17 protein-coding genes are annotated in these 24,911 nt (G+C 66.6%); 6 read left to right on the top strand and 11 right to left on the bottom strand.

The window, feature by feature from the left end:
• The first annotated feature begins 13 nt into the window (after window positions 1-13).
• Both VGN66_RS12300 and VGN66_RS12295 read left to right on the top strand, forming a co-directional pair.
• On the top strand, window positions 14-1,681 hold the full coding sequence (locus VGN66_RS12300) for an amidohydrolase (RefSeq protein WP_327519102.1): 1,668 nt from the start codon (window positions 14-16) through the stop codon (window positions 1,679-1,681).
• A gap of 214 nt (window positions 1,682-1,895) precedes the next feature.
• The gene (locus tag VGN66_RS12295) at window positions 1,896-4,049 is read left to right on the top strand and encodes a TonB-dependent siderophore receptor (RefSeq protein ID WP_327519101.1); all 2,154 of its coding nucleotides are present in this window, start codon (window positions 1,896-1,898) and stop codon (window positions 4,047-4,049) included.
• Window positions 4,050-4,094: 45 nt separating this feature from the next.
• Here VGN66_RS12295 and VGN66_RS12290 read toward each other — a convergent pair whose 3' ends face one another.
• From VGN66_RS12290 to VGN66_RS12255, 8 genes are all read right to left on the bottom strand, one after another.
• Window positions 4,095-4,724 carry a DUF4198 domain-containing protein gene (locus VGN66_RS12290; RefSeq protein ID WP_327519100.1) on the bottom strand — a complete coding sequence of 210 codons (630 nt, stop codon included), beginning with the start codon at window positions 4,722-4,724 and terminating at the stop codon, window positions 4,095-4,097.
• Window positions 4,721-5,017: a DUF3325 domain-containing protein gene (locus VGN66_RS12285; protein ID WP_327519099.1), complete on the bottom strand. Its 297-nt coding sequence runs from the start codon at window positions 5,015-5,017 to the stop codon at window positions 4,721-4,723. Before VGN66_RS12285 ends, VGN66_RS12290 begins: the two co-directional genes overlap by 4 nt.
• Window positions 5,014-6,603 carry a PepSY-associated TM helix domain-containing protein gene (locus tag VGN66_RS12280; RefSeq protein WP_327519098.1) on the bottom strand — a complete coding sequence of 530 codons (1,590 nt, stop codon included), beginning with the start codon at window positions 6,601-6,603 and terminating at the stop codon, window positions 5,014-5,016. The genes VGN66_RS12285 and VGN66_RS12280 overlap by 4 nt, the downstream gene beginning before the upstream one ends.
• On the bottom strand, window positions 6,600-6,905 hold the full coding sequence (locus tag VGN66_RS12275; protein WP_327519097.1) for a hypothetical protein: 306 nt from the start codon (window positions 6,903-6,905) through the stop codon (window positions 6,600-6,602). The genes VGN66_RS12280 and VGN66_RS12275 overlap by 4 nt, the downstream gene beginning before the upstream one ends.
• A gap of 5 nt (window positions 6,906-6,910) precedes the next feature.
• On the bottom strand, window positions 6,911-9,112 hold the full coding sequence (locus VGN66_RS12270) for a TonB-dependent siderophore receptor (RefSeq protein ID WP_327519096.1): 2,202 nt from the start codon (window positions 9,110-9,112) through the stop codon (window positions 6,911-6,913).
• 112 nt (window positions 9,113-9,224) lie between these two features.
• Window positions 9,225-10,520 (bottom strand): cytosine permease, encoded by a 1,296-nt coding sequence (locus VGN66_RS12265; RefSeq protein ID WP_327519095.1) that lies wholly within the window; start codon window positions 10,518-10,520, stop codon window positions 9,225-9,227.
• A complete protein-coding gene (locus tag VGN66_RS12260; protein ID WP_327519094.1) occupies window positions 10,517-11,620 on the bottom strand; it encodes a DUF917 domain-containing protein in 1,104 nt (367 codons plus the stop codon). Before VGN66_RS12260 ends, VGN66_RS12265 begins: the two co-directional genes overlap by 4 nt.
• Window positions 11,610-13,229 carry a hydantoinase/oxoprolinase family protein gene (locus VGN66_RS12255; RefSeq protein ID WP_327519093.1) on the bottom strand — a complete coding sequence of 540 codons (1,620 nt, stop codon included), beginning with the start codon at window positions 13,227-13,229 and terminating at the stop codon, window positions 11,610-11,612. The genes VGN66_RS12260 and VGN66_RS12255 overlap by 11 nt, the downstream gene beginning before the upstream one ends.
• Before the next feature lie 218 nt (window positions 13,230-13,447).
• Between VGN66_RS12255 and VGN66_RS12250 the strand changes: the two genes are divergently transcribed.
• From VGN66_RS12250 to VGN66_RS12240, 3 genes are all read left to right on the top strand, one after another.
• Window positions 13,448-16,138: a helix-turn-helix transcriptional regulator gene (locus VGN66_RS12250; RefSeq protein ID WP_327519381.1), complete on the top strand. Its 2,691-nt coding sequence runs from the start codon at window positions 13,448-13,450 to the stop codon at window positions 16,136-16,138.
• Window positions 16,139-16,325: 187 nt separating this feature from the next.
• Window positions 16,326-18,452: a TonB-dependent siderophore receptor gene (locus VGN66_RS12245; protein WP_327519091.1), complete on the top strand. Its 2,127-nt coding sequence runs from the start codon at window positions 16,326-16,328 to the stop codon at window positions 18,450-18,452.
• A 67-nt stretch (window positions 18,453-18,519) separates the two neighbouring features.
• The gene (locus VGN66_RS12240) at window positions 18,520-20,259 is read left to right on the top strand and encodes an amidohydrolase (RefSeq protein WP_327519090.1); all 1,740 of its coding nucleotides are present in this window, start codon (window positions 18,520-18,522) and stop codon (window positions 20,257-20,259) included.
• Between the two features lie 201 nt (window positions 20,260-20,460).
• On the opposite strand, the gene VGN66_RS12235 is transcribed toward VGN66_RS12240, so the two are convergent.
• Together VGN66_RS12235 and VGN66_RS12230 are read right to left on the bottom strand one after the other, a co-directional pair.
• Window positions 20,461-21,333, bottom strand: a complete 873-nt coding sequence (locus VGN66_RS12235) for an alpha/beta hydrolase (protein ID WP_327519089.1) — start codon at window positions 21,331-21,333, stop codon at window positions 20,461-20,463.
• A 102-nt stretch (window positions 21,334-21,435) separates the two neighbouring features.
• Entirely contained in the window at window positions 21,436-22,824 is a 1,389-nt protein-coding gene (locus tag VGN66_RS12230; RefSeq protein WP_327519088.1) for an amidase family protein, read from the bottom strand.
• A gap of 239 nt (window positions 22,825-23,063) precedes the next feature.
• Between VGN66_RS12230 and VGN66_RS12225 the strand changes: the two genes are divergently transcribed.
• Window positions 23,064-23,483: an Lrp/AsnC family transcriptional regulator gene (locus VGN66_RS12225; RefSeq protein WP_327519087.1), complete on the top strand. Its 420-nt coding sequence runs from the start codon at window positions 23,064-23,066 to the stop codon at window positions 23,481-23,483.
• Here the strand turns inward: VGN66_RS12225 and VGN66_RS12220 are convergent.
• Window positions 23,480-24,793, bottom strand: a complete 1,314-nt coding sequence (locus VGN66_RS12220) for an MFS transporter (RefSeq protein ID WP_327519086.1) — start codon at window positions 24,791-24,793, stop codon at window positions 23,480-23,482. The two genes, VGN66_RS12225 and VGN66_RS12220, sit on opposite strands and share 4 nt — an antisense overlap.
• Window positions 24,794-24,911 lie beyond the last annotated feature (118 nt).

The raw sequence follows: 24,911 nt of genomic DNA, 5'->3' as shown, positions 1-24,911 counted from the left end.
GGGAGACATAAGCATGATCGATCGCCGGACCATCCTCGCCGTTAGCGCCGGAACTGCGGCGGCGGCGATCAGCCACGCGGCCTTTGCGGGAAGCGACGATCAACTCGACACCGCCTGGATCAATGCGCGGGTGTGGACGGGCGCAGGCCCCGACACGCGCACCGACGCGATCGGGGTGAAGGGCGACCGCATCGCCGCGATCGGCGCCGATGCGGTGCGCGCGCGGACGGGCAAGCGGACCCGGGTGATCGACCTTCAGGGCGCGTTCGTAACGCCCGGCTTCATCGACCCGCATGTCCATTTCGTCATGGCCTCAACCATGTTGACGCAGGCGTCGTTGCGCGATGCCGCGAACCGGAAAGAGTTCGTCGAGAAGATCGCCGTTGCGGCAAAGGCACTGCCCAAGGGCCAGTGGCTGGAGGGCGGCAATTGGGATCAGGACCGCTGGGGTGGGGAGATGCCGCACCGCAACTGGATCGATGCGGTCACCCCAGACACGCCGGTCGCGGTGATCCGCTACGACCTCCACATGCTGTTCCTCAACTCGCTGGCGCTCAGGCTGGCGGGGATTGATCGCAACACCGTGTCGCCGCCGGGCGGGGTGATCGAAAAGGATGCCGATGGCGAACCCACCGGCATCATCAAGGATGCGGCCAAGGACCTGGTGCTGCGCGCGATCGGCGAGCGCACCCCGGCGCAGATCGACGCGACGGTCGCAAAGGGGATCGAGGTCGCGCTGAGCAAGGGCGTGACCCAGGTCCATCCGACCGAGCTGGAGACGATCAGCTTCGATTCCACCCGCCGCTTGCGCGCCAGGGGGGAGACCGGGCTGCGCTTCCGCCACTATCTCCCGCTCAAGGACTGGGAGGATCAGGCCGCACTGATCGCGCGTGAGGGGCGCGGCGACGACTGGGTCCAGTGGGGTGGGTGCAAGGTGGTGTTCGACGGGTCGCTCGGCTCGCGCACCGCCAGATTCTACGAACCCTATCTCGATGATCCAATGACGCGCGGCATCATCGTCACCGATCCCGCCGATCTGCGCCGCTGGATCGCGGGGGCGGACAAGGCCGGGCTTCAGGTCACCGCGCACGCGATCGGGGACGAGGCGAACGATATCGTCCTCGACACGCTCGCCGCCGTCGCCAAGGCCAATGGCCCGCGCGACCGGCGCTTCCGCGTCGAGCATGTCCAGCACATGAAGCCGCACGCAATCTCCCGCTTCAAGGCCCAGGACGTGATCGCCTCGGTCCAGCCCTATCACGCGATCGACGATGGCCGCTGGGCGGTCCGCCGGATCGGCGAGACGCGGCTGGAAACCAGCTTTGCGTTCGGTTCGCTGGTGCGATCGGGTGCGCATGTCTGCATGGGATCGGACTGGCCGGTCGCGCCGATCGACCCGTTTGCCGGGCTGGACGCAGCGGTCAATCGCGAGACGCTGGATGGCAAGCATCCCGAAGGCTGGCATCCCGAACAGCGCGTGACGCTTGCTCAGGCGCTGCGCTGCCATACGCGCGAGGGTGCCTATGCCGGCTTCAACGACGCGAAAATGGGACTGATCGCCCCGGGCCACCTCGCCGACTTCGCAGTGATGGATCAGGACTTATTCGCGATTAATTCGCATTTGCTTAAGCGCACGTCAGTGCTACGCACGATTGTAGGCGGCGTTCAGCGCTTCGGCTGAGCGGGTTACCCGCCGCCGCTTTGCGGTTACCCAATTGGTCCCTTGCATCTGTGCAAACTGGATGTTCCGCGGGCCAGCTGGGGCGGACATGCTGATCCTGCGATAACAGGCTTGGACCCTGATCCAGCCGTATCGGGAGGGAACACACAACCAACTCGGGGGAAGTATCATGGTTTCGAGAACGAATGCACTGCGTGGGGCCGGTCTTTTCGCGATGGCTACGGTGATGGTGGCGGGAGGGTCGGCGTTCGCGCAGGAAGCGCAGAGCGACGACGAGGTGCTGATCACCGCCCAACGCGACAACCAGAGCCAGGTCAGCCGGAGCGGCAAGCTGGGCGCGCTCGGCGATCAGGACGCGATGGACACGCCCTTTTCGGTCAAGAGCTACAATGCCGCGCTGATCCTCAACCAGCAGCCGCAGACGCTGGGGCAGGTTCTCGAAAACGACCCGGCGATCCGCGTCAGCACCGCCTTTGGCACGCCCGCCGAGCTGTTCGTGGTGCGCGGGTTCAACCTTGCGTCGGACGATATCGGCTTCAACGGCATGTACGGCCTGACCCCGCGCCAGCTGGTCGCGCCCGAACTCTATGATCAGGTTCAGGTGCTCAACGGCGCCAGCGCGTTTCTCAACGGCGCAGCACCGGGCGGTTCGGGTCTGGGCGGGGGTATCAACCTCATCTCGAAGCGCGCGGGCGACAAGGACCTCAACCGCGTCACCCTCAACTATGCGGGCACGGCGCATTTCGGCGGGGCGTTCGATTTCGGGCGGCGGTTCGGTGATGGCGCATTCGGCGTCCGCCTCAACGGTGCGTTCCGCGCTGGCGACACCGCGGTCGATGACGAGTTCCGCCGCGCCACGGTGCTGGGCGCGAGCTTCGACTGGAACTCGGGCGGCCTGCGGCTGACTGCGGACTTCGCCTATCAGCGGCTGTTCGTGCGCGGTCTGCGGCACAAGGTCGCGATCCCCACCACGACCACCGTGATCCCCGAAGTGCCGCGCGGCGACGTCAATTATTCGCAGCAATGGCAGACCTATGAACAGCGCGACGTGTTCGGGATTGTCGGGCTGGAATATGACCTGACCGACAAGGCGATGTTCTATGCCTCATTTGGCGCGCGCGACGGGATGGAGGAAGGCGTATCGCTCAACGCGGTCACGCTCACCAACCTGACGACGGGCGCTGCGGTCAGTGCCAACGCGCAGTTCACGCCGCGTACCGACAATAATGAGGCGGCGCAGGCGGGCTTCCGGGTCAAGGGCGACACGGCGGGCATCTCGCACCAGCTGAACCTTGGTTTCTCACTCAGCTGGCAGGTCAACCGCAACGCCTATCAGCGCTACGGCACCTACACGACCAACATCTATAACCCGGTGCAGGTCGCACGCCCGGCGGAAACCACAGTGCGCGGCGGCAATCTGGTCGATCCCTTCCCGGTCGCGCGGACCCGCTATCACAGCTTCTATGTCTCAGACACGCTGGGCTTTGCCGACGACATGGTGTTCCTGACAGTCGGTGCGCGCCACCAGATCATCAAGGATCGCCGCTACGCCTATAACCAGACCGGCACGATCGCGCCGGGCGGGCAGACCAGCCGGTACCAGAAGGGCACGACCACCCCGATCGTCGGGCTGGTCATCAAGCCGAGCGAGGGCATCTCGCTCTACGCCAACCGGATCGAGGGACTGGTCGCCGGCAGCGTCGCTCCGGTGGATGCCGCGGTGATCAACTCGGGCGAAGTGTTCGCGCCGTTCAAGACGACCCAATATGAGTTCGGCGGCAAGGCGGCGATCGGGAATTTCAACGCCTCCCTCGCCTTCTACCAGCTCAAGCGCCCCAATGCCTTCACACGCGACATCGCGCCGCGGCCAACGACCGGGCCAACGCGCATCTTCGTGATCGAGGGTGAGCAGCGCAATCGGGGCGTCGAACTGGCAGTCGACGGGGAGCTGACCGAGGGGCTGCGCATCATCGCGGGCGCCGCGATCAACGATGCCAAGCTGACGCGCAACGCCGATGCGACGCTGAACGGCATGAAGGCGGTGGGCGTGCCCGACTATACCGCCAACGCCAATGTCGAATGGGACGTCGTCGGCGGCCTCACCGTCACCGGCCGCGTGATGCACACCGGGCCACAGATGGTGACGATGCGGAACACGCTGGAATTGGGCGCATGGACCCGCTTCGACCTGGGCGCGCGGTTCGTGACGGTGATGGGCGGCAGCCCGATCACCTTCCGCGCGAATGTCGATAACGTGCTCAACGATCGGTACTGGGCGGCGTCGTTCACCAGCTTCCCGACCTTCGATGCGTCGCTGCTGCAAGGGCTGCCGCGCACGTTCAAACTGTCGGTCACCGCCGACTTCTAAGCGAATGGGGGCGCGCATCGCCGATGCGCGCCCCTTTCCGTCTATTTACCGCACCACGAAGCTGGTCGTGGTGATCCGGCTGACCATCTGGACGGCGCCCGAGGACAGGGTGAAATCGCCGGTTTCCTTCAGCTCCGCCTTGACGATGTAGCGGCCCTTCTCGCGCAGCGGGAGTTCGACCTGCCCCGCTGCATCGGTTTCGAGCGCGAGCATCCACCGTTCGGGCGAGACGAGCGTCACCGCCTGTTGCGCGACCGGCTTGCCGTTGAAGATGACGGTGAAGCGGTTGCCGTTCGGCGAAATCGGCACGATCTCGAACGGCAGCTGCGCGGTCGTGTCGCTGCGTCCGCTGCGCGCATAATAGACGCCGCCCGCCGTCTTGCCGTCCTCCTGCCACGGCGCGAAGATGTTGTCGTCCCACACCCGCACGTCGCCCGGCGCGACGTCCATCTCGATATAGCCCGGCCCGCGCGTCTGCTTCCCGGTCGATGCGGGCACCAGCTTGGGCGATTTGAGCGAGGGGAAGGCGGGATCGCCGGCGGCCGGGATCGGCTTTTCGGGCTCGCCCAGCCAGATCTGCAGCTTGCCGTTGGCGCCGCGTTCGGCCCACAACTCGTGCGCCTGCGCGCTGGTGGCGGCGGCGAGCGCCAGTGCGGCGATCCACATCTTCTTCATTCGATCTTCCCCTTGCGATGAGGCTCCCCGGCGGGGAGCAGGTTGAGGGCGAGAAACAACAGTCCCGCGCCCAGCATGACGGATCCGACCCACAGGATCGGGCCGAACACCCATCCCTGCGCGAGGATCGCGGGCGGGAAGGACAGCAGCAGCGCCGCCCATGCCCCCAGCCGCATGCGTCTGACCGTGACGACAGCGGGCGCGCGGCCCAGTCGGCGCCGGTGATGGTCGAACGTCGAAAGCCCGAACAAGGCGAAGGCGAGCGCGGCCAGCGCGAGTGTCAGCGCGCTCATTGCGCCGGCTCCAGCGTCATTGCGGGGACCACAGATCTCCGCTTTTTCGGCGCGACCGAACGGTACCGCCCCACGCGCCGCGCGACGGCAAGAAAGCCGAGGCCGAACACCAGCAACGCCGCGTCGATCCCGGCCAGCATCCCGTCACCACGCCCCAGCGCGGCGAACAGCCCCGCATCGGTCCCGACCAGATTGTAGACCGGCAAGGCCACCAGCAACGCGCCGGTCAGCGTGAACAGGACGACCCACCCGACCCGCGCCCGGCTGGTCAGTGCGAGCAGCGATGCCGCGCCCCAGGCGATGAACAGGCAATGGATTTCCCACTCTGCACGGCCCGCCATGCCGACGGGCAACAGCCGGTTCGCCCAGAACAGCGCCGCGATGCCGAGCGGCAGCCCGCCGATCGCGGCAACGTTCAGCCGCTCGACCACCCGGAACCCGAAATGCGGCCGGTCCGGATCGGGCAGCTTTTCGCGGCGCTTGACCGTCCACATGACCATCCCGCTCGCGACCATCAGACACCCCGCCACGCCGCTCAGGAAATAGACGAAGCGCAGCCAGTCATTCGCAAAGCGCCCGGCATGCACCCCGATCATCGCGCCGGCGGTCGTCGACGCGGCGTCCTGCGGCGGCGCGGTCCACACCGGCTTTCCGGTCACGCCGTCATAGGTCATGCGCGGGGTGCGCGAGGACAGCATCGTCGCGCCGGAGCGCAGCACGCTGACCTTGGCGCCGGCATCGCCGGGCTCGTTCACCTCGATATAACCCGCCGCACCGCCGAGCCGCGGTTCCGCGTCGCGCAGAATTGCGGTGAGATCGACCAACGGCGCCGCGCGACCGGTGCGTTCCGCCTGCACCCCCTCGGGATAGAGGCTGTCATAATAGGCCTTGCCCTTGTCGGAATAGGCCGCGACGGTCGCCCAGGGCAGCAACGTCACCATCAGCGTGACGAGGCCGGTATAGGTGATCATCAAATGGAACGGCAGGCCCAGAACCGCCGTCGCATTATGCCCATCGAGCCAGGACCGCTGCCCCTTGCCCCGGCGCAGGGTGAAGAAATCGCGAAAGATCTTTTTGTGCGTGACTACACCGGACAGGATCGCGACCAGCATGAACAGCGCGGCGATCCCGACCAGCCACCGCGCCCAGATGACCGGCATGTAATAAAGGTCGAAATGGAAGCGGTAGAAAAACTCCCCGCCGCGCGTCGCACGCACATCGACTGGGTCGCCATTGGCGTCGATCGTCATCTGTTCGCCGCGGCGGCGACGGGGGCGTTCGCCCTCCTTGAGTTGCGGCACCCACGACACGACCGCCCCATGGCTCGACGCGCCGGGCAGCGTGATGAACCAGCTTTTGGCGTCGGGCGCCCGTTGCGCCAGATAGCGCTGCGCCCCGGCGACCACCCGTTCGGGCTGAGTCACCGGGGGAAGCTCGGGCCGCATCCACCGGTTCAGCCCCTCGCGGTAAAAGGCGATGGTGCCGGTCACGAACACCGCAAACAGCAGCCAGCCGAGCAGCAACCCCGACCAGGTGTGCAGAAACGCCTGAGACTGGCGAAAGCCCTGTTCCCCGGAGACGCTCATTGCCGCCCCCCGAGGAACGACAGCCACAGCAACAGGCCCGCCGCACCGCCAAAGATCGCCGTGATCGCGAGCGCGCGGACCCCGCTACGGGCCGCGAATGCCCACATCGCCACCACGGCACAGACGGCGAATGCCACCAGCATGCCCGTGGTGGTGGCGGCGGCCCGCGTCATCGGCAGCGTCCGCGACAGGGCCATCGCCCATAAGGTCGCGACCCCGTAACCGATCGGTAGCGCCACCGCGATGCGCAGCGTCAGGTCGCCCAGACGCCGCCGCCGCCGACCGGCGCGCCCTGTCGCCATCCCGCTCATGGATAGGCGATCCGCAGCGTCGCGAACACGCTGCGCGGGCTGCCGAAATAATTGCCGCGCCCGGTCGAGGAGATGCGGGAATAGTAAGTGCGGTCGAACAGATTGTTGACGTTGACGCTCAGCGACACCTGATCGGTCAGCTTGTATCCGGCACGCAGGTCGACCACCGCATAATCACCCTGCCGCACGATCGAGGAACGCGTGCGCAGGCTGCCATCGGCATTGAATACCGCCGCATTGCCGCCCCAGGTCGAACTGAACCAGGTAACGCCGCCGCCGATGCTCGCGCCCTTCAGCATCCCGTCCGGCGCGACATAGTTGGTGAACAGCTTGACCGAATGTTCGGGGATCACCGGGACGAGCGAAATGCCCTCGAGCAGCGGGTTGCTGTCCTCCAGATACTCGCTCTTGGTGTAGCTGTAGCCGCCATTGACGCGCCAGCCGGGCAGGATCTCGCCCGCCGCCTCGACCTCGACCCCACGCGCGCGCACCTTGCCGATCTGGAACACGACATCGGGCAGGTCAGCATCGTTGAACAGGCGATTGGACTGGGTGATCTGATAGCCCGCCAGCGACAGCAGCAGCCGGTCGTCGGCGAGCGACAGCTTCGTCCCAACCTCATATTGCGCGCCGACCAGTGGTTCGATCTGCCCGCCATCGCTGCGCGGCTTGGCCGAGCTTTGCGGGGAGAAGCTGTCGGCATAGCTGGCATAGAGGTTGAGCTGGTCGGTGACGTCCCAGACGATGCCGGCATAGGGGGTGAACTTGCCCTCGATCCCATAGCCCGTCTCGGCCCCGACGGTCGGCAGCACCGTCTGAAGATCGGTATCCCACCAGGTCAGGCGTCCGCCGCCGACCAGCGTCACACCAGCGATCGGGCTGAGCCGCATCTGGCCATAGAGCCCATATTGCTCGACGCGCGTGAGCGTGCCGCCGCGCACCTGACTGACCGGGCCGTTGACGCCGTTATAGGGCGGCAGATTGGTGTAGGGATCGAGCGGCGGTTCGGCGGGCGAAACCGGATTATACACGTCGATCCGCGCATAGTTGGACAGGCGGGTATAGTAGCTGGCGTAATCGCTCGCCTGATAATCCGCGCCAAGGATCAGCGTCTGGTCGCGCCCGAACATCCGGAAGGTGCCGATGCCGTTGACGTCGAACGCCGTGGTGTCCTGAAAACTGTCGCCGCGATAGGCGATGTGGCTGGTGACGCCGCTTGCCTGCGTAATCGGCTGGTTGCCGATATAGCTGTACACGTCGATGCGATCGACATTGGCGATCAGGCCGGTGGCACGCAGCGTCCAGCGATCGCTGAGCTCATGCGCGATTTCGCCAAACCATGACCAGCTTTCGGAGCGGAAGCGATTCCAGTTCGCGCCGAGATAGGTGGAGCGATCGATGTCGAGCAGCCGCCCGTCGCTGCCATCGGTACCGCCGATGATCCCGGGCAGGCCCGACTGGATCGCCGGCTTGAACCGGTCGTAATTGCCGCCGAAGGTGATCGTGGTGCGGTCACCGATGCGGACCGATGCGGTGCCATAGGCGGCGACGCGGTTGCGATGGGCGACGTCGAAAAACTGGTCCTGATCCTGCACCATCGCGCCGACGCGAACGCCGATCGCATCGCTGAGCGGCGCGGACAGATCGATCTCGCCCCGGAAATTGTCGTAGCTGCCATAGCCGGCCACCGCCTGAACCTTGAAGGTATCGAGCGGGCGCTTGCGGACGAGGTTGATGCTGCCCGCCGGATTGCCCGAGCCGCTGAACAGGCCGGCCGGCCCGCGCAGGATTTCGATGCGGTCATAGAAGAACAGATCGGGGACGACCCCGGGGAAGCCGAAGGCGCGGGTCGCGACGCCGTCGATCAGATAGTTGTTGATGGCAAAGCCGCGCGACAGGAAGGACGGGTCCTCGCTGCCCACGCCGTTGACGGTGATGCCGGGCGCCGCGGTCGCGACATCCTCCAGCGTGAACAGGCCCTGCGCCTCGATCTGCTCGCGGTCGACGACGGTGACGGTGTTGGGAACGTCCTTGAGCGGCGTCACGGTCTTGCCGACGCCGTTGCCGTAGCTCTTGCCGAGGATCACCACCTCGTCACGCTCGGCGTCGTCAGCGGGTGCGACGTCGCGGGCGAAAGCCCCCGGCGCCCACAATCCCGCCGCCGCAACGCTCACCAGCCACTTTCCCGTCGTACGCATAACCGTTCACCCCATGTTTGAGTCGGGGGTCGGATAGCCAAGATGTTTTTGCGAGTCACTAGCATTAGCGATTTAATTCGCCGGTTTATGGACACGTCGCCCATCGCGGCGGTCACACCGCCTCACGGGCGCGGCGCGATGCCGCCCGGCTGCGCCGCGTGACGATCAGGTATGCGACGGTCGCCAAGATGGTCGCGTCGATCATCGGCACCGTCGTGACCGTCAGCGCGAACCGCTCGGCCAGCAGCGCCACGGTGATCGAGCCGAGCCACACCAGCGTCGCGGGCCAGCGGATCGCGGGCAGCCCCTGGATCGAGGCGGCCGGATCGGCCTCACGAAACGCGGTGAAGGCATCGATGACGTAGATCGCGGCGATCGGGGGAATGATGATCGCAAGGAAGATCAGGAACGGCACGAAGCTGTCGATGATCCCCCACAGCGCAAAGCCGCCGCCGATCGCGCCACCGGCGCAGATGAAGATCCACGGGCGCACGCGCGGAAAGGTCGCCCCCATCGACAGGCTCGCGGAATAGAGATTGGCGGCGTTGATGGTCCAGATCGACAGGATCAGGATCAGCAGCACCGGCAGGCCAAAGCCGGCCATCACCACCAGCTTCATGATATCGGTCTCCCCGGTCGCCAGCGCCGGGAGTACCGATGCGATCATCAGCAGCGGGGTCGCCACCGGAAAGGACAGCACCATCCCCACCGCCGCCCCGCGCGCTGTGCGGATGTAGCGGGCAAGGTCGGGCATCGCCGCGACGGTCAGCATGTTGCCGCCGACCAGTGCCGACAGCGCGATCCCGAAGGTCATCGGGATCGGCGGCGTTGCCGATCGGTCCAGCTCGACCCCGGACTGGCGCAGGATGATCCACGCGACCGCGCCGAGGATGATCGCCAGCAGCGGTACCGCCACCAGCGCCAGCCGGTCGAGCGCGCGGAAGCCGAAGATCGTCGAGACCGTCATCAGCACGCTGCCCGCGATCACGAAGGTGCCGAAGCTGCCGGGGATCGCATAGCCCTGCGACACCAGCGCCATGATCGCGCCGGCGAAGAAGGACACGTTCACGCCGAACCAGCAATAATGCACGATCGCGACGACGATGTTGACCATCGCCGCGCCCTGCTTCCCGAACGAGCGCTGGATCAGCAGATAGGTGGTGAGCCGCGTGCGAACGCTGACCCAGGCGGTGAAACACGCGCCCGCGCACAGGATCGCCCCGGCGATCAGGGCGACCAGCACCGCCTGCCAGAAGCCGAGCGCCAGGCCGATCTGCGCCCCGTTGAGGAAACCCGGCAGCGCGATCGAAAAGCTCGCGACGATCAGCGCGACGCGCCAACCCGCGACGGTCAGACGCTCCGGAAGCGGTGCATCGGCATATTCTCCGCCCGGAACGTCTGTGCTCATCCCCTGTCCCATCCATTGAGTGTTTCGATCGGGCAATAGGCGTCGCCAAAGCCGAATGCAGCCGGCCCGACCAGCGCCAGCGCGCGCGCCTCGCGCAGCATCGCAGGCGCGGCGGCACCGACGACCTTGACGCGCTGTCCATATTTCAGACGTTCGGTCGTGATCGAATCCGCCGTCTCGCGGTCCATCACCGTGATCAGGTCGGGCACCATCGCCACGACATCGCCGTCGCGGCGTGCGACCAGATTTTCGTTCTGAAACACCAGTTCCATCCGCCCCGCACCGCCAAAGCCCTCGATCACCACGCGACCGATCGAAAAGCCGCCCTGTGTCTCACGCTCCAGATCGACGATCTTTCCGTCGAACAATTCGCCGGCATAGGGGTAAAGCGATGTTGCGCGCAGGGCCGCATAGAGCGCCGCGAACGGATCGTCGCCCTGCGCGCGTGCCTCACGGACCGCAGCGCCGATCGCGATGGCAGCGGATACGCTGCCGCCGATCGCGTGATCCTTCGCCTCGCGCCCGGACAGCGGATATTCGACCATGTGCGCAATGCCGCCCAGCGCGACCGAAAGCCCGCGCGCGACGCGCTCATGCGTGAGATTGTCGGGCGTTTCGATCACGGTCAGCGACCCGCACGCGGCAGTCAGCACCGATGGGCAGGCCGAAAGCCCGCGAATGTTGAAGATCGCCATCTGCGATTCCGGGAAGGCCCGGCCCATCCCGTCGGCATCGACCACCGGCACGCCCAGCCGCGCTGCGCTGACCAGCGGCGCCAGTCCGTTGCCTCCGCCAATTTCGATCGGCAGCACGGCATCGACCCGCCTTCCCATTTCGCGCTCCAGCCGCCGCAGCCCGGCCAGCGCCTCCTGCCCGCTCGGCAGCTTTTCGACCGAGACGGTCGGCGCGCCGATCCATCCGCACGGGACGATGAGTGCATCGTCGGCGAGACTGTCGAGCGACACGAGATCGAACGCATCGATCCGGCCAAGCTCGGCCTGCCCCAACAGCAGGCTGTAATAAGGGTCGCCCCCTCCGCCCGATCCAAGGAATGCAGCGCCCTGAGCGAGGTCGGCCAGCGCCGTGCGATCAATGCGCATGCTGAACCTGTCGCGTCGCGGTTTCATCGATCGGCAGGCCGGCAAGATCGCCGACCGCCCGCACGCGCAGCTGCGCGGCACGGCCCGGGAGATAACTCAGGAACACTTCATCCACTTCCACAATCTGGACAGTTTCGGCGATGCCGCCGGCGGCAACCACCTGCGCGGTGACGTCGCGGCGCATGCGTTCGATCGCCTCGGCGCGCGGCTCACGGTCATAGGCGACGATCTGCTCGATCTGCGCACCGACCTGAGCGATCGCGGCGCCGACCGCGTTGGCGACCGCCGCATGCTGGGGTCGCAGGACGCGCGCCGCGCCCTTCAGGCTGTCCGCGATCAGGAAGTTTCCGCCCCCCACCGCAAGGATCGTGGCATCGCCGCGCGTCGTCTTCATCCGGTCGACCGCTTCCTCCAGCATCGCCTGAAACCGCGCCCAAGTCGCAGCGAGCATGGCAGCGCTGAAATCGGGCAGCGCGGCGCTGTCGCCAAAATCCGCCCGGCCGGTCGCCACCGCGACGTCGCTGGTGGTCAGCGTCGCTCCGCCGAACACCATCGCCTCCTGCGCGATTCGATAGCCGACCGAATCCGGCCCGACCTTGAGCGCGTCGGCGGGAACCTCCGCAGCCGCGTAGAGCGCCGGATCGAGATGGACGCGGGTACCGCCACCCAGCCCGATCGCGAGAATGTCCGGCATCCGGAAATTGGTTCGCACCCCGCCGATATCGACGGCGATCGAGGATTCGCGCGGGAAGCCATTGGCCAGCACGCCGATATCGGTGGTGGTCCCGCCGACATCCATGACGATCGCGTCCTGCACTCCGGTGAGGAACGCGGCACCGCGCATCGAGTTGGTCGGCCCCGATCCGATCGTCAGCACCGGAAACGCCGCCGCCTGCGCCGCAGAGATCAGCGTCCCGTCATTTTGCGAAATGTACAGCGGCGCGGCGATGCCAAGCTCCGCCAGCGCGCGCTCGAACGAAGCCATGACGCTCGCCGCCAGCGCAGCCAGTGCGGCGTTCAAGATCGCGGCATTCTCTCGCTCGATGAAGCCGATCCGGCCGATCGCGCTCGACACGGTGACGCGCGCCTCAGGATGCTCCTGCGCCACGATTGCGGCGGCGCGCGCCTCCATCTCGGCATTGACCGGGGCGAAGGCGCAGGTGATCGCGACGGCGCGCACCCCGCGCGCCTTCAGCTCCAGCGCCGCGGCACGCACCTTGTCCGCATCGAGCGGAGCGATCTCACGCCCGTCCACCTCATAGCCGCCGGGCAGCAGGAAGATATGATCGCCGATCCGCCGCGACAGATCCTCGGGCCATCCGGTCAGCGGCGGCAACGCCTCACCCGACGGGCTGGCCAGCCGCAGCACGCCCACTGCATCCAGCTTGTTGCGCTCGATCAGCGCGTTGGCGAAATGCGTCGTGCCGATCATCACCGCGCCGACCGCGTCGGGGGCAACGCCGGCCTCTTCAAGCACCGCGCGGATCGCCGCTGCCACGCCGCCGCTGACGTCCGCGCTGGTCGGGCGCTTGGTCCACGCCCGAATGGCCGACCCGTCCATCAACACGGCGTCGGTGTTCGTTCCCCCGACATCGACACCAATCCGCACGCAGCAAACTCCCGCCCTGAACCTGAGCCAAAGGGTGCGGCGGCAAGTCATTGCCCGCAACGCGAAAAACGGGTGCGGCGGGCGGGGAACGGGTAAGCGGCCCCGGATTGCGGGTAATCATGGAACCGCCGCTTGAGTGCAACGCGCGTGTAACATAGCGTGTCGGCCAGATAGCGGGGGTTGACGGACACGATGGAGGTCGCGGCAGGGTGAAGCTGATGGATGAGCCGATCCACACCAAGCTCGCCCCGCCGATGTGGATGGGGAACCAGATCCGGCGCGACATGCTGCTCGCCCGCCTCGATACCGCGCTCGACCGCCGGCTGACGCTGATCCAGGCGCCCGCCGGCTATGGCAAGACCAGCCTGTTGGCACAGTGGCGCGCGCGCTTCGATCCGGCGCTGGTTCGCGTCGCATGGCTGACGCTGGAACGCGACGACGCCGACCTCAAGCACCTCGCCCGCTACATCACCCTGGCGCTGGACGAGACCGCGAGCGGCGAGAGCGAGCGCAACGCCGCCTCGCTTCCCGCGCGGGCGGCGGTGTCGGCGGTGGTCAACCGGCTGGCGCGCGAGACCCGGCCCGTGGTCCTGATCCTCGACGACTACCACCATGCCGAGGGGCCGGAGGTGGACGCATTCGTCCGCGCGCTGATCCAGCTTGCCCCGGAAAACTGCCATTTCGTCATCGCATCGCGCGATTACCCGTGGCTCGGTCAGTCGGCGCTCGCCGCCGAAGAGCAGCTGGTCGAACTGACCGCAACCGACCTGCGCTTTTCGACGCATGAGGCCGAGGCGCTGCTGACGCGCGCGCATGGCGAGGGGCTGGCCGATACCGAGGTCCGCAGCATCGTCGCGCGGACCGAGGGCTGGCCGATCGCCCTGCAGCTCGCATCGCTCTCGCTCAAGCGCGGCGCGGCGCATCACGCGTTGGTCGAGCGGTTTCGCGGACCCAGTTCCGAGCTTGCCCGATACCTGTCCGAACAGGTGCTGATGACGATGCCGGAGGAAACGCGCGAGATCGTCGTGCGCACCGCCCTGCTCGATCGCCTGACCGGTGATGCAGTCAACCTGTTGTGCGACCGCAGCGACGGGTGGCTGGTGCTCGAACGGCTGGAGGAACAGGGCATGTTCCTGACCCCGCTGACGCCCGAACGGCAGGCCTATCGCTACCACCAGCTATTCGCCGAGCATCTGCGCGAGCGGCTTGAGCGCGGCGACAGCGCCCGGTTCCGCGCGCTGCACCGGCGCGTCGCGACCTGGTTTGCCGAGCGCGGCGAGACCGCAGAAGCGGTCGGCCATGCGATTCAGGGCGATGACGATGCGCTGCTGGCGACGATCGTCGAGGATGCCGGCGGATGGCGCCTGATTCCGCAGGGGCAGCAGGCGATGGTCGAACGCGCGCTGGCCAAGCTGCCCGAAGCGATGGTGTCGGCCCGCCCGCGCCTCGCGCTCGCCCGCGTCTATCTCGAGATCAAGCGGGGCGAGATGAGCCATGCCCGCGCGGATTACGACCGCTGCGCGGCGAGCTTCGACCGTGCCGACCTGTCCGCCGACCAGCGGATCGAAGTGCGCGTGGTCGGCGACGTGCTGGCCGATTACGAGAATGAGCCGGTCGGGCTCGACGACTTGCTGTCGCGCGAGGCATTGCTGCGGACGCTGCCGTCCAATGACCATCTCATCCTCGCCAACGTTTGCGAGACATTGGGCGCCAAATATTTCGAGGGCGGATGGCTGGAGCGCGCGCTGGAGCCGACGGTGGCGGCGCGCGACCATTATCAGGCGATGGGGTCGCTCTACAGCGACCTGTTCACCCGCTTTCTCGAATCGCGCATCCGCCATGCGCAGGGACGCATGAAGGACGCCACTGCGATCCTGGCCACGGCACGGGCGGAGATCGAAAGCAATTTCGGCCCGCGATCGGATCTTGCCGCCAATTGCGCGGCGTTCGAGGCGGGCCTGTTGTACGAACAGGACCAGTCCGCCGCCGCGCTGGCACTGCTCGACTGGGCGGTGCCGCATATGGAACAGTCCGATGGCTGGGCCGATGTCTATGTCGCCGGCTATCTCAGCGCGGCACGGGCACATGCGGCCGAGGGGCGGATCGACGATGCGCGCACGATGACCGCGCGCGCCCGGCGGCTGGCAGAGCGGCGCGGGCTGCGCCAGCTCGACCTGCTCGCCGCGCTGTGTGAGGTTGATCTGCTGATCGATCAGGATCTCGACGCCGCGCGCGCGGCTGCCGATGCGGTCGGCATCGACGCGCTGGGTCACGCCGATGCGGAGGATTCCTCGGTACACCGCCCGGTCGTGACCGCCGCGCGGCTGTGCCTGGCCAAGTTCGCGCTGATCGACGGCGACCATGACGCCGCGCTCGACATCCTGCGCGCGCTGCGCCGCTGGGCGGCCCAGCATGGCGCCGGGCGGCTGTTGATCGACGTCAACATCCTGATGAGCCACGCCCTGCGCGCCTTGGGCGATAGCGAGGCGGCGCAGGTCTGTTTCGACGATGCGGTCGGGACCGCGATGTTTCAGGGGTTCATCCGCCCGTTCATCGCTCTGCGCCGGTTCGGCGAGGAGGGGATCGATGCGACGCTGAACGGCGCGGCGCAGCTCGACCGCTTTCGCGCGCAGTTCCTCAAGGGCATTGCCCGCACGCTGGCGGCACGCCCGGTGAGCACCGCGACGCCGGGCGTGTTGAGCGATGCCGAGGCGGCGATCGTCGCGCATCTCAGCTTTGGCTATTCGAACAAGGAAATCGCGCGGCTGATCGGGATGTCGCCGGACACGGTCAAATATCGGCTCAAGTCGGTGTTCAAAAAGATCGGCGTGCAGAAGCGGCGCGACGCCGTGCGCGTGCTGCACGAGCGCGGGTTGATCGTCGGGGATGTACCGGCAATCCCCGAGTAACCCGGGCGGCGCATCGCCCCTTCCCCCACCCGCCTTACCCGCTTACCCGTCTTCCCCGCCACTTACCCTGAAAACCGCATGGTTCCCGGCGTGACATGGGTTTGAATGCAATCGGGAGGATTGGCGCCGCCACCGGACAGAAACGGGGCCGCCGACCAAGACACATGCTCGGGGAAGGGTTCAGACAATGAGGAAGCACCACGAAGTTCAGACCAAGGCCGGCACCCGCGCAATGCGCCGGATTGCCTTGCTTACGGCCTGTTGCGCGATCGCCCTGCCGGGCCTTGCCGCAGCGCAGGACGGTGGCGAGAACGCGGATGACGTGACGGTCATCGGCACGCGCGCACAGACCGGCACCAAGACCGACGCAGCGCTGACCGAAGTTCCGCAGTCGATCAGCATCATCTCTGCGCAGGAGTTCAACGATCGTGCAGCGGTGAACCTGCAGGACATCATCCGCTATAGCGCAGGCGCCAGCAGCGAGCTGAACGGTGTCGACACGCGCGGCGATTTCCTCGCGGTGCGCGGCACCACCGCCGAACAGTATCTCGACGGCCTGAACCGCATGCCCGGCTTCATCTATGGCGGCCGCATCGAAATCTTCACGGTCGAGAGCGCCGAGCTGCTGCGTGGCCCGGCGTCGACGCTGTATGGCGGCGGCGGCGCGGGCGGCATCCTCAATTCGATCAGCAAGAAGCCGCGGGAAACCTTCGGCGGTGAGATCGGGGTGATGGGCGGCACCGACGATTACAAGCAGCTTCAGCTCGACGTCACCGGCCCGCTGGCCGATGGCGTGTCCGCGCGCCTCGTCGGCCTGGTCCGCGACGCCGACCTGCAGCAAAAGGGGCAGAAGAACGACCGCATCGTCGTGATGCCGTCGGTCACTCTGCGGCCCGGCGCTAACACCGAAGTGACCTTCATCGGCCTGTATCAGCGCGACAAGCTCGGCAGCCAGACCTATCTGCCGACCAGCAAGACGATCGACGGCAGCGGCGCGACGAAGATTTCGGACGATTTCTATCTCGGCGAGCCGGACTTCAACCACACCTTCGCCGACCATTATGCGCTGACGATGCTGATCTCGCACCGCTTCAGCGACGCGCTCGCGTTCAACAGCCGCACCCGCGCGTTCGAGCAGGATACGGACTATCAGGAAGTGTTCGGCTATACCGGGTTCGGCGGCGCCTACGCCGATGCCGGGCGGACAGTCGCCAACCGCGCCTGGTACCTCAACCGCGCCAAATATTCGGGCCTGAGCAGCGATAACAATGTCGTGCTGAGCTTTAGCACCGGCCCGTTCGAGCATCAGATCCTCGCCGGCTTCGACTATACCGAGTTCCGCGAGGACAAGGAGGAAGGCTTCGGCGCGGCGCCCGGCCTCAACCTCTACAACCCGGTCTATGGCGTTCCATTTGCCACCGGCGTGGGCTGGACCACCGACACCAAGAACACCCAGCTCGGCTTTTACGCGCAGGAACAGATTCGCGCATGGGACCGCGTCTCGCTGGTGTTTGGCGCGCGGCACGACAAGGTGAAGTCGAACGTCAACGGCTTGCAGAACCCGGACAATGAGGCGTGGACCTTCCGCGCAGGCATCATCGCCGACGTGGTGAAGGGCGTGTCGCCTTATTTCAACTATTCGGAATCCTTCCTGCCGGTGTTTGGGTCGAACTTCTTCGGCATCGCCTATGTCCCGCGCACGGGCCGGCAATATGAGGCGGGCGTCAAGTTCCAGCCGCATTCGCGCATGCTGCTGACTCTCGCGGCGTATGACATCAAGGAAAACAATGTCCTGATCGCCGATCCGAATGAGCTTCAGAACTTCATCCAGGGCGGATCGACGCGGTCGCGCGGGATCGAGGCGGAAGCGAAGATCAAGCTGCCCGGCGCGTTCGACCTGACCGCATCGTACAGCTACACGCGGGCAGAGTATCTGGTGGTCGATGGCCGCCAGCGTGGCGACCGGCGCGAGAACCTGCCCGAGCATCAGGCATCGGCGTGGGCGACCAAGAGCTTCGATCTGGGCGGCGATCTGCGCGCGAAGATCGGCGGCGGCGTGCGGTATCAGAGCGACAAGATCAGCTTTGACCAGTTCTACACGACCCAAGTCTACACGATCGAACCGGTGACGCTGTTCGATGCGATGGCCGAACTCAGCTACGGCAAATGGTCGCTGTCGGTGAACGCCGCGAACATCGGCAACGAGCGGGTCTATACCAATTGCAGCTATAACAGCGCGCCGACGGTGCAGGAGGGGTATTGCTATCTCGGCAAGGACCGCACCGTGCTGGCGTCGCTGCGCCGCAAGTTCTGACAACCAACGATCCGGGCCGGGGCCGCGATGCGGTGCCCGGCCCCTGTTTGCTTACGGAAGGACGCTGATGCCAACCGCCGCCACCCTGACCGCCCGACTGACCCTTGGCCTGTTGCTCGCATCCGGCGCGACCGGCGCGGCGTTTGCGAAGCAAGACCGCGCGCCGGCGGACACGATCATCACCAATGCGCGCGTCTATACGGTGGACAAGGCTCGACCCTGGGCAGAGGCAGTGGCGATCCGCGATGGCAAGATCGTCGCGGTGGGGTCCAAGGCGGCGGTCGAAAGGCTGAAGGGTAAAGCGACGCGGGTCGTGGATCTGGGCGGGCGGCTGGTCATGCCGGCATTTGGCGACGCGCATGCCCATCCCTTGTTCGGCGCATTGTCGTTCACGCGCTGCTCGCTGCACAATGGCAAGTCGATCGAGGATTATCAGGCGATCATCCGCAAATGCATCGCTGACAACCCCGGCACCGGTACCATCTATGGCGCGGGCTGGGAGGATTCGCTGTTCCCGCCCAATGGCGTCCCCCACAAGAAATATCTGGATGCCGTCTCGACCGACCGCGCGCTGATCTTCGATTCGGTTGGTGGCCACACCAACTGGGTCAATTCAAAGGCGCTGGAACTGGCGGGCATCACCAAAGACACCCCCGATCCCGTCAATGGCAGCATCGACCGCGATCCCGCGACGGGCGAGCCGATCGGCGGATTGCAGGAATCGGCGCAGCGCCTGATGCAGGACCTGATCCCGCCGGTGACCGACAAGAACATTCAGGATTCGGTCAAATACACCGCCAAGCTCTTCAACAGCCTCGGCATCGTCAGCTGGAACGACGCCGGGGTGGCCTGGGAAGACGATGGCAGCAGCGCGATGATCGACGCGTACAAGGCAGTCCACGACGCGGGCGAGCTGACCAGCTATGTCACCGTGTCGCTGACCTGGAAGAACGACAAGGGCATGGAGCAGCTGCCCGGTCTGCTCAAGGCGGCGGCGCGGGGCAACGCGCTGGGCGTGCCGACGCACACGGTCAAATTCTATGTCGACGGCGTGATCCCGCAAAAGACCGCGTACATGATCTCCCCCTATGAACACAGCCACGAACATGGCAGCGCACAAGTGTCTCCCGAGACGCTGAAACAGGCGGTGATCGCGGTCGATGCGCGCGGCATGCACGCATTCCTCCACGCGATCGGCGACAATGGCGTGCGCATCTCGCTCGACGCAATCGAAGCGGCCCGCACCGCCAATGGCAAAAAGCCGACGCACCACATGGTAACGCACCTGAACGTCGTCGATCCGGCGGATCAGCCGCGCTTCGGCAAGCTCGACACCTTCGCCCAGTTCCAGCCGACCTGGTCGTCCTGGTACCCCTATATGGAGCTGACCGAGCAGGCGATCGGCAAGGAGCGGATGAAGCACATCTACCCCGCCGGGAGCATCGTGCGCATGGGCGGCAAGCTGGCTTATGGTGCCGACTGGCCGGTCGCGACGGCGAACCCGCTGGAGGGGCTGGAGGTCGCGATGACCCGCCGCACCGCCGGCGACCCCAATGCCCGCCCGCTGATCGCCGAAGAGGGCGTCACGCTCGAACAGGCGATCGAAAGCCACACGCTCAACGTCGCCTATGTCAACGGCTTCGACAAGGTGACCGGGTCGATCACGCCGGGCAAGAATGCCGACCTGGTCGTCCTTGATCGCGACCTGTTCAAGATTCCGACGCATGAGATCGGCAAGACCAAGGTGCTGGTGACGCTGTTCAAGGGGAAGGCGGTCTATGGGGCGCTGGAGGCGGCGGGGAAGTGAGCGGTTGGGTGGGGTCCGTCTTTGGGTCACCCCACCTCCGTTTGCCCTGATGACCAGGTCGCCAAAGCCCCCGGCTTTGGCTGGAACGTCCGGGGGACGTTCCACCTGGTCATTGTCGAAGGGCGGCATACCGTCCTCATTGAGCGCAGGAATTGTGCTTCGACAAGCTCAGCACAAACGGCTGAGGTGGAGCCGCCCGGCCTAGGGCCAGGTCAGCGCAAACCGGAGCGTGTCGGTGACCGCGCGCGCGGGGACGGTCATATGGCCCTCGTCCTTGTACACCATCGACTGGACGCGCAGGCCGTGGGCGGACAGCGGCTCCATCCGCTTGGCGAACGCCTCGGCATCCCAGCGCTCGAGGACCGCCTCCTCCCGCTCGCCCGAGACGACGAGCAACCGGGCGACTGAACCGCCCTTCCCCGCCTGCAGCCGCGCGACGAAATCGCGCTCCTCGCGCCGCGTCAGCGCTTCGTGCCAGAACAGCGACGGGCTGGCGGCGATGATCGCGTGAAAGGCGTCGGGCCGGGTGAACAGCGTGTGCGCGGCGAACAGGCCGCCGAGCGAGTGACCGAACAGCGACTGGCGCGCGGGGTTGGTCTTGTAACGCTTGCCGATCTCGCTGCGCAGCTCGCCGGTCAGAAAGTCCAGAAACCGGTCCCAGCCGCCATTCTTCTCCCTGGCGTATTTGGCGTAGGCGAGAGAGGTGGTGGGTGCCCCGGTGAAATCGTCGATCCGCCGCACATCATAGGCCTGGTCGGTCGGATAGCCGATGCCGACCACGATCATCTCCTGCCCCTTGGTCCATCCGATCATCCGGCGGGTTTCGGCGAAGCTGGCGAACAGCGCATTGCCATCGGTCACATAGAGCACGGGAAAGCCGCCCTCGGGCGCTTCGCCTTCGGGATAGGAGACGAAGATGCGGTAGGTCGCGCCATGTGCGGCGCGCATGTCCCACGTTGCGGTGAACGGCATGGTATAGCCGGGCGCTGCTGGCGCCGTCTGCGCATGTACCGCAGCGGGCGTCAGAATGCCCGCAGCCGCGCACAGGCCCATCATCGCAACCCGTCCGATCATCGCTTCATCCTCCTGCCCAATGTGTCGATTGCGACAGGCTAGGATGAAGGCGCATGGATCGGCAAACCCCGGTGCCGGGTAAGGCCGTCAGCTTCCGGGTAATCAGCCCGGAAAGGCGATCGGCGGCCAGCGCTCACCCCACGGGGCGGCGACCTCCAGCTCCCGGCCCAGCGCCAGCAGCAGGTCATCGCCGCCAAGATCGGCGGAAACCATCACCCCCACCGGCAGGCCGTCATCGTTATGGCCCAGCGGAAGCGAAATGCTGGGCGCACCGGTCATGTTGTGGAGCGGCGTATAGTTGACGAAGCCGAACAGCGCGTCGAACAGCGCGTCGGTCGGCCGCGTCGGCGCAAGTTCGCCGAGCGGGGTGGCGACCGTCGCTGTCACCGGCGACAGCACGACGTCATAGCTGGCGTGGAATGCCGTCAGCGCGCGGCTGGCCCGGTCGATCTGCGCCAGCGCCTCGGTCAGCCGCTCGGGCGTGACCGTGCCGCGACGCGCGGCCAAGCCAAGCGTCCACGGCTCCAGCACCTCCGGTGCGCGGGCACCATAATGATCGACGATCTCGCCGCCCAGATAGTCCCAGAGTGTCGTGAACCCCGCGCGCAATGCGGCGCGGTCGATCGGCTGTACCACCGGTTCGATATGGTGGCCGAGCGTCTCGCACAGCGCCGCTGCGCGGTGGATCGCGTCGGCAACCTCCGGCGAAGGCCCGGTGCCATCAAGGCCGGTGAGATCGAGCGCGATGCGAAGGCCGGGGCGCGGGGCGTCGTCCACCGCCTTGTCCGCCGGACGCAGCATGCGAGCGGCCCAGATCGTGTCGCGCATCGACCGCCCATACAGGCCGTCCGAACACAGAATGTCGTCGACCAGATTGTGCGCACGCGCGCGGACATTCCAGCCGCGGCTGGGCTTGAAGCCGATGATTCCGCAATTGGCGGCGGGGATGCGGATCGACCCGCCTGCGTCGCTGGCGGTGGCGAACGGCACGAGGCCCGCCGCGACCGCCGCCGCTGCGCCGCTGCTCGACCCGCCCGCGCTGCGGCTCAGATCCCACGGGTTGGCGGTCACGCCGTAGAGCGGACCTTCGCAACTGGCGTTCAGACCGAATTCGGGCATGGTCGACATGCCCACCGGGATCAGCCCGACCGCGTCGAGCATGCGGACGAGCGGGAAGGCGCGGGTCGCAACCTCTCCCTGTTTCGCGCGTGATCCGGCCTCGCACAGGAAGCCGGGATATTCGAGCGATGCCTTGAGCAGATAAGGCACACCCGCCATCGGCGCGGTCGGGTCGATCCGCGCGGCAGCGGTGCGGCCATGCTCGAATGCGCGCGCGGCGATCGCGTTGATCGGGCCGTTCACCGCCTCGATCCGGGCGATCGCCGCCTCGACCGGCGCGTCGGGCGCGACTTGTCCGGTCCGCACCAGTTCGGCCTGGCCATGCCCGTCCAGCCGGGCGATTTCGTTCGCTGTTTCAATCTGCATCGTCATGTCCCCGTTCCAGCGTGGCGCGGCGTGCGCGTCCAGCCTGTCACCCGTTTTTGCGCAGGCCTTACCCGCTGGCGCGAGCCAGGCGGTTTCGATCCCGGCCTGCTTCACCTGTCCCGGACAGGCTAAAGCCGGGCGATGCCGACGCGACAGATGCAGGCTGCGCAACTTCACCCGTGTTTCTGGGCAGATTACCCGGCGCGGGTCGGCAATTTGCATGGTGGTGGTGCTAGGTCGCGGCGATGTACGAACTCGACGATCTGGACCGCCGGCTGATCGCCGCACTGCGCGAGGATGCGCGGATGCCGATCACCCGGCTCGCCGCAGTGCTGAAGGTGTCGCGCACCACGGCTCAGGCGCGGCTCGACCGCCTGCTGGACAGCGGCGCGGTGCTGGGCTTCACCATCCGCGCGCGGCACGACCGCAACAGCATCCGCGCGATCATGATGATCGAGATCGAGGGACGCTCGACCAGCCAGATCATCCGCCGGCTGCGCGGCTTTCCCGAGCTGATCGCGCTGCACACCACCAATGGCGGGTGGGATATGATCGCCGAGATCGAAGCCGCCGGAATCGGCGATTTCGACCGCATCCTGCGCGAGGTGCGGCAGATCGAGGGGGTGCTGAACAGCGAGACCAGCCTGTTGCTGAGCAGCCTTTAGGGTCTTGCGCGGCGCTGCGCCCAGGGCAGCAGGAAGACCATCGTCGCGGCGACGAGCCCGCCAATCCCCATCGTCAGCGATACGACGAGCAGGCTGCTTCCACCTGCGAACAGGGCGCCCGCGACGACCGGGCCGAGCGCAGAGCCTCCGCGCCCCACCCCGATGACGAAGCCGGTGCCACTCGCGCGCAATGCAGCCGGGTAGGTCTGCGCGAGGATCGGGTAGAGGCCGACAACGCCCGCGTTGATGAAGAAGGCGGCGATTGCGGCGGTCAGCGACAGACGCATGAGGTCCGCCCCCGCCAGCCCGAATGCACCGATCGCGAAAAAGCCGATCAGCATCGATCCGGCGACCAGCGGGCGCAGGTCGAACCGCTGGCTGGCGAGGCCGATGACGACCGCGCCGGTCAGATTGCCGACATTGGCCCAGACCAGCACCCCGCCCGCCTGCGCCGCGTCGAAGCCGAGGTCCACGACGATCTTCGGAATCCATTTCTGGATGTAATAGAAGAACAGGATTTGCGCGAAATAGGCGATCGTCAGCAGGACCGTGACCCCGGCATAGCTGCGCGAAAACAGCGATCCGATCGACGGTTTGACGACCTGTGCGGGCGGCGGCGGCAGCGCATCGACCGCTGCGTGGCCAAGTCGGCCCAGCGTCCGGTTGACGCTTTCCAGCGCCCCCGCCGGTCGCCGCGCGATCAGCGATTCGATCGACTCCGGCAACATGAAGATGGCGAGCGGGATCGCGACGGTGCTGGCGACTGCGCCCAGCATGAACACCGATCGCCAGTCACCGGTCGAGGCGAGCAGCGCGGAGGCGACCACCCCGCCGAGGATCGCGCCGGTCGAATAGCCGGCGATGTTGAGCGCAACGTTGAGCCCGCGCCGCTTGTCGTTGGAAAACTCGGCGACCATCGCGCTGGTCGACGACAGCATCCCGCCAATGCCGATGCCGGTGACGAAGCGGATGACCGACAGCATCGTCACGTCGCGCGCAAATGCGGCGGCCATCATCCCCGCCGCCATGACGATCAGGCAGCCAAGGATCGTCGGGCGCCGTCCGATGCGATCGGCGACATTGCCGATCACGACCGACCCGGCCGCCATGCCGAGCAATTCCATCGACAGCACCACGCCCAACGTCGCCCGGTCGATCCCCCATTCCGCCGCGATGCCGGGCGCGGCAAAGCTGATCGCCAGCACATCGAACCCGTCGAGCGCGTTGAGTGCGATGCACAGGGCGACCACGGCGACCTGACGCCAGTGCATCGGCGCGGCGGCAATCGCCGCGCGAGGATCGAGGGTCATGTCGCTCTCCTGAGAGGCGCGCTCGTGCGCGCTGATTTGTGATTCTGGCTAATTCCTCCCCGGCACGGGGAGGTGGCAGCGCGCAGCGCTGACGGAGGGGCCGCCGCGCAGACGGCGG

This window comes from Sphingomonas sp. (assembly GCF_035998645.1).
Lineage (GTDB): Bacteria > Pseudomonadota > Alphaproteobacteria > Sphingomonadales > Sphingomonadaceae > Sphingomonas.
The sequence above is the reverse complement of the archived record's forward strand: the minus strand, read 5'-3'. Positions and strand labels throughout refer to the sequence as shown.

What these genes read in the sequence shown, in the direction of transcription:
- VGN66_RS12300 (WP_327519102.1), top strand. Translation starts at nt 14, where the DNA reads ATGATCGATCGCCGGACCATCCTCGCCGTTAGCGCCGGAACTGCGGCG.
- VGN66_RS12295 (WP_327519101.1), top strand. Translation starts at nt 1,896, where the DNA reads ATGGCTACGGTGATGGTGGCGGGAGGGTCGGCGTTCGCGCAGGAAGCG.
- VGN66_RS12290 (WP_327519100.1), bottom strand. Translation starts at nt 4,724, where the DNA reads ATGAAGAAGATGTGGATCGCCGCACTGGCGCTCGCCGCCGCCACCAGC.
- VGN66_RS12285 (WP_327519099.1), bottom strand. Translation starts at nt 5,017, where the DNA reads ATGAGCGCGCTGACACTCGCGCTGGCCGCGCTCGCCTTCGCCTTGTTC.
- VGN66_RS12280 (WP_327519098.1), bottom strand. Translation starts at nt 6,603, where the DNA reads ATGAGCGTCTCCGGGGAACAGGGCTTTCGCCAGTCTCAGGCGTTTCTG.
- VGN66_RS12275 (WP_327519097.1), bottom strand. Translation starts at nt 6,905, where the DNA reads ATGGCGACAGGGCGCGCCGGTCGGCGGCGGCGGCGTCTGGGCGACCTG.
- VGN66_RS12270 (WP_327519096.1), bottom strand. Translation starts at nt 9,112, where the DNA reads ATGCGTACGACGGGAAAGTGGCTGGTGAGCGTTGCGGCGGCGGGATTG.
- VGN66_RS12265 (WP_327519095.1), bottom strand. Translation starts at nt 10,520, where the DNA reads ATGAGCACAGACGTTCCGGGCGGAGAATATGCCGATGCACCGCTTCCG.
- VGN66_RS12260 (WP_327519094.1), bottom strand. Translation starts at nt 11,620, where the DNA reads ATGCGCATTGATCGCACGGCGCTGGCCGACCTCGCTCAGGGCGCTGCA.
- VGN66_RS12250 (WP_327519381.1), top strand. Translation starts at nt 13,448, where the DNA reads ATGGATGAGCCGATCCACACCAAGCTCGCCCCGCCGATGTGGATGGGG.
- VGN66_RS12245 (WP_327519091.1), top strand. Translation starts at nt 16,326, where the DNA reads ATGAGGAAGCACCACGAAGTTCAGACCAAGGCCGGCACCCGCGCAATG.
- VGN66_RS12240 (WP_327519090.1), top strand. Translation starts at nt 18,520, where the DNA reads ATGCCAACCGCCGCCACCCTGACCGCCCGACTGACCCTTGGCCTGTTG.
- VGN66_RS12235 (WP_327519089.1), bottom strand. Translation starts at nt 21,333, where the DNA reads ATGATCGGACGGGTTGCGATGATGGGCCTGTGCGCGGCTGCGGGCATT.
- VGN66_RS12230 (WP_327519088.1), bottom strand. Translation starts at nt 22,824, where the DNA reads ATGACGATGCAGATTGAAACAGCGAACGAAATCGCCCGGCTGGACGGG.
- VGN66_RS12225 (WP_327519087.1), top strand. Translation starts at nt 23,064, where the DNA reads ATGTACGAACTCGACGATCTGGACCGCCGGCTGATCGCCGCACTGCGC.
- VGN66_RS12220 (WP_327519086.1), bottom strand. Translation starts at nt 24,793, where the DNA reads ATGACCCTCGATCCTCGCGCGGCGATTGCCGCCGCGCCGATGCACTGG.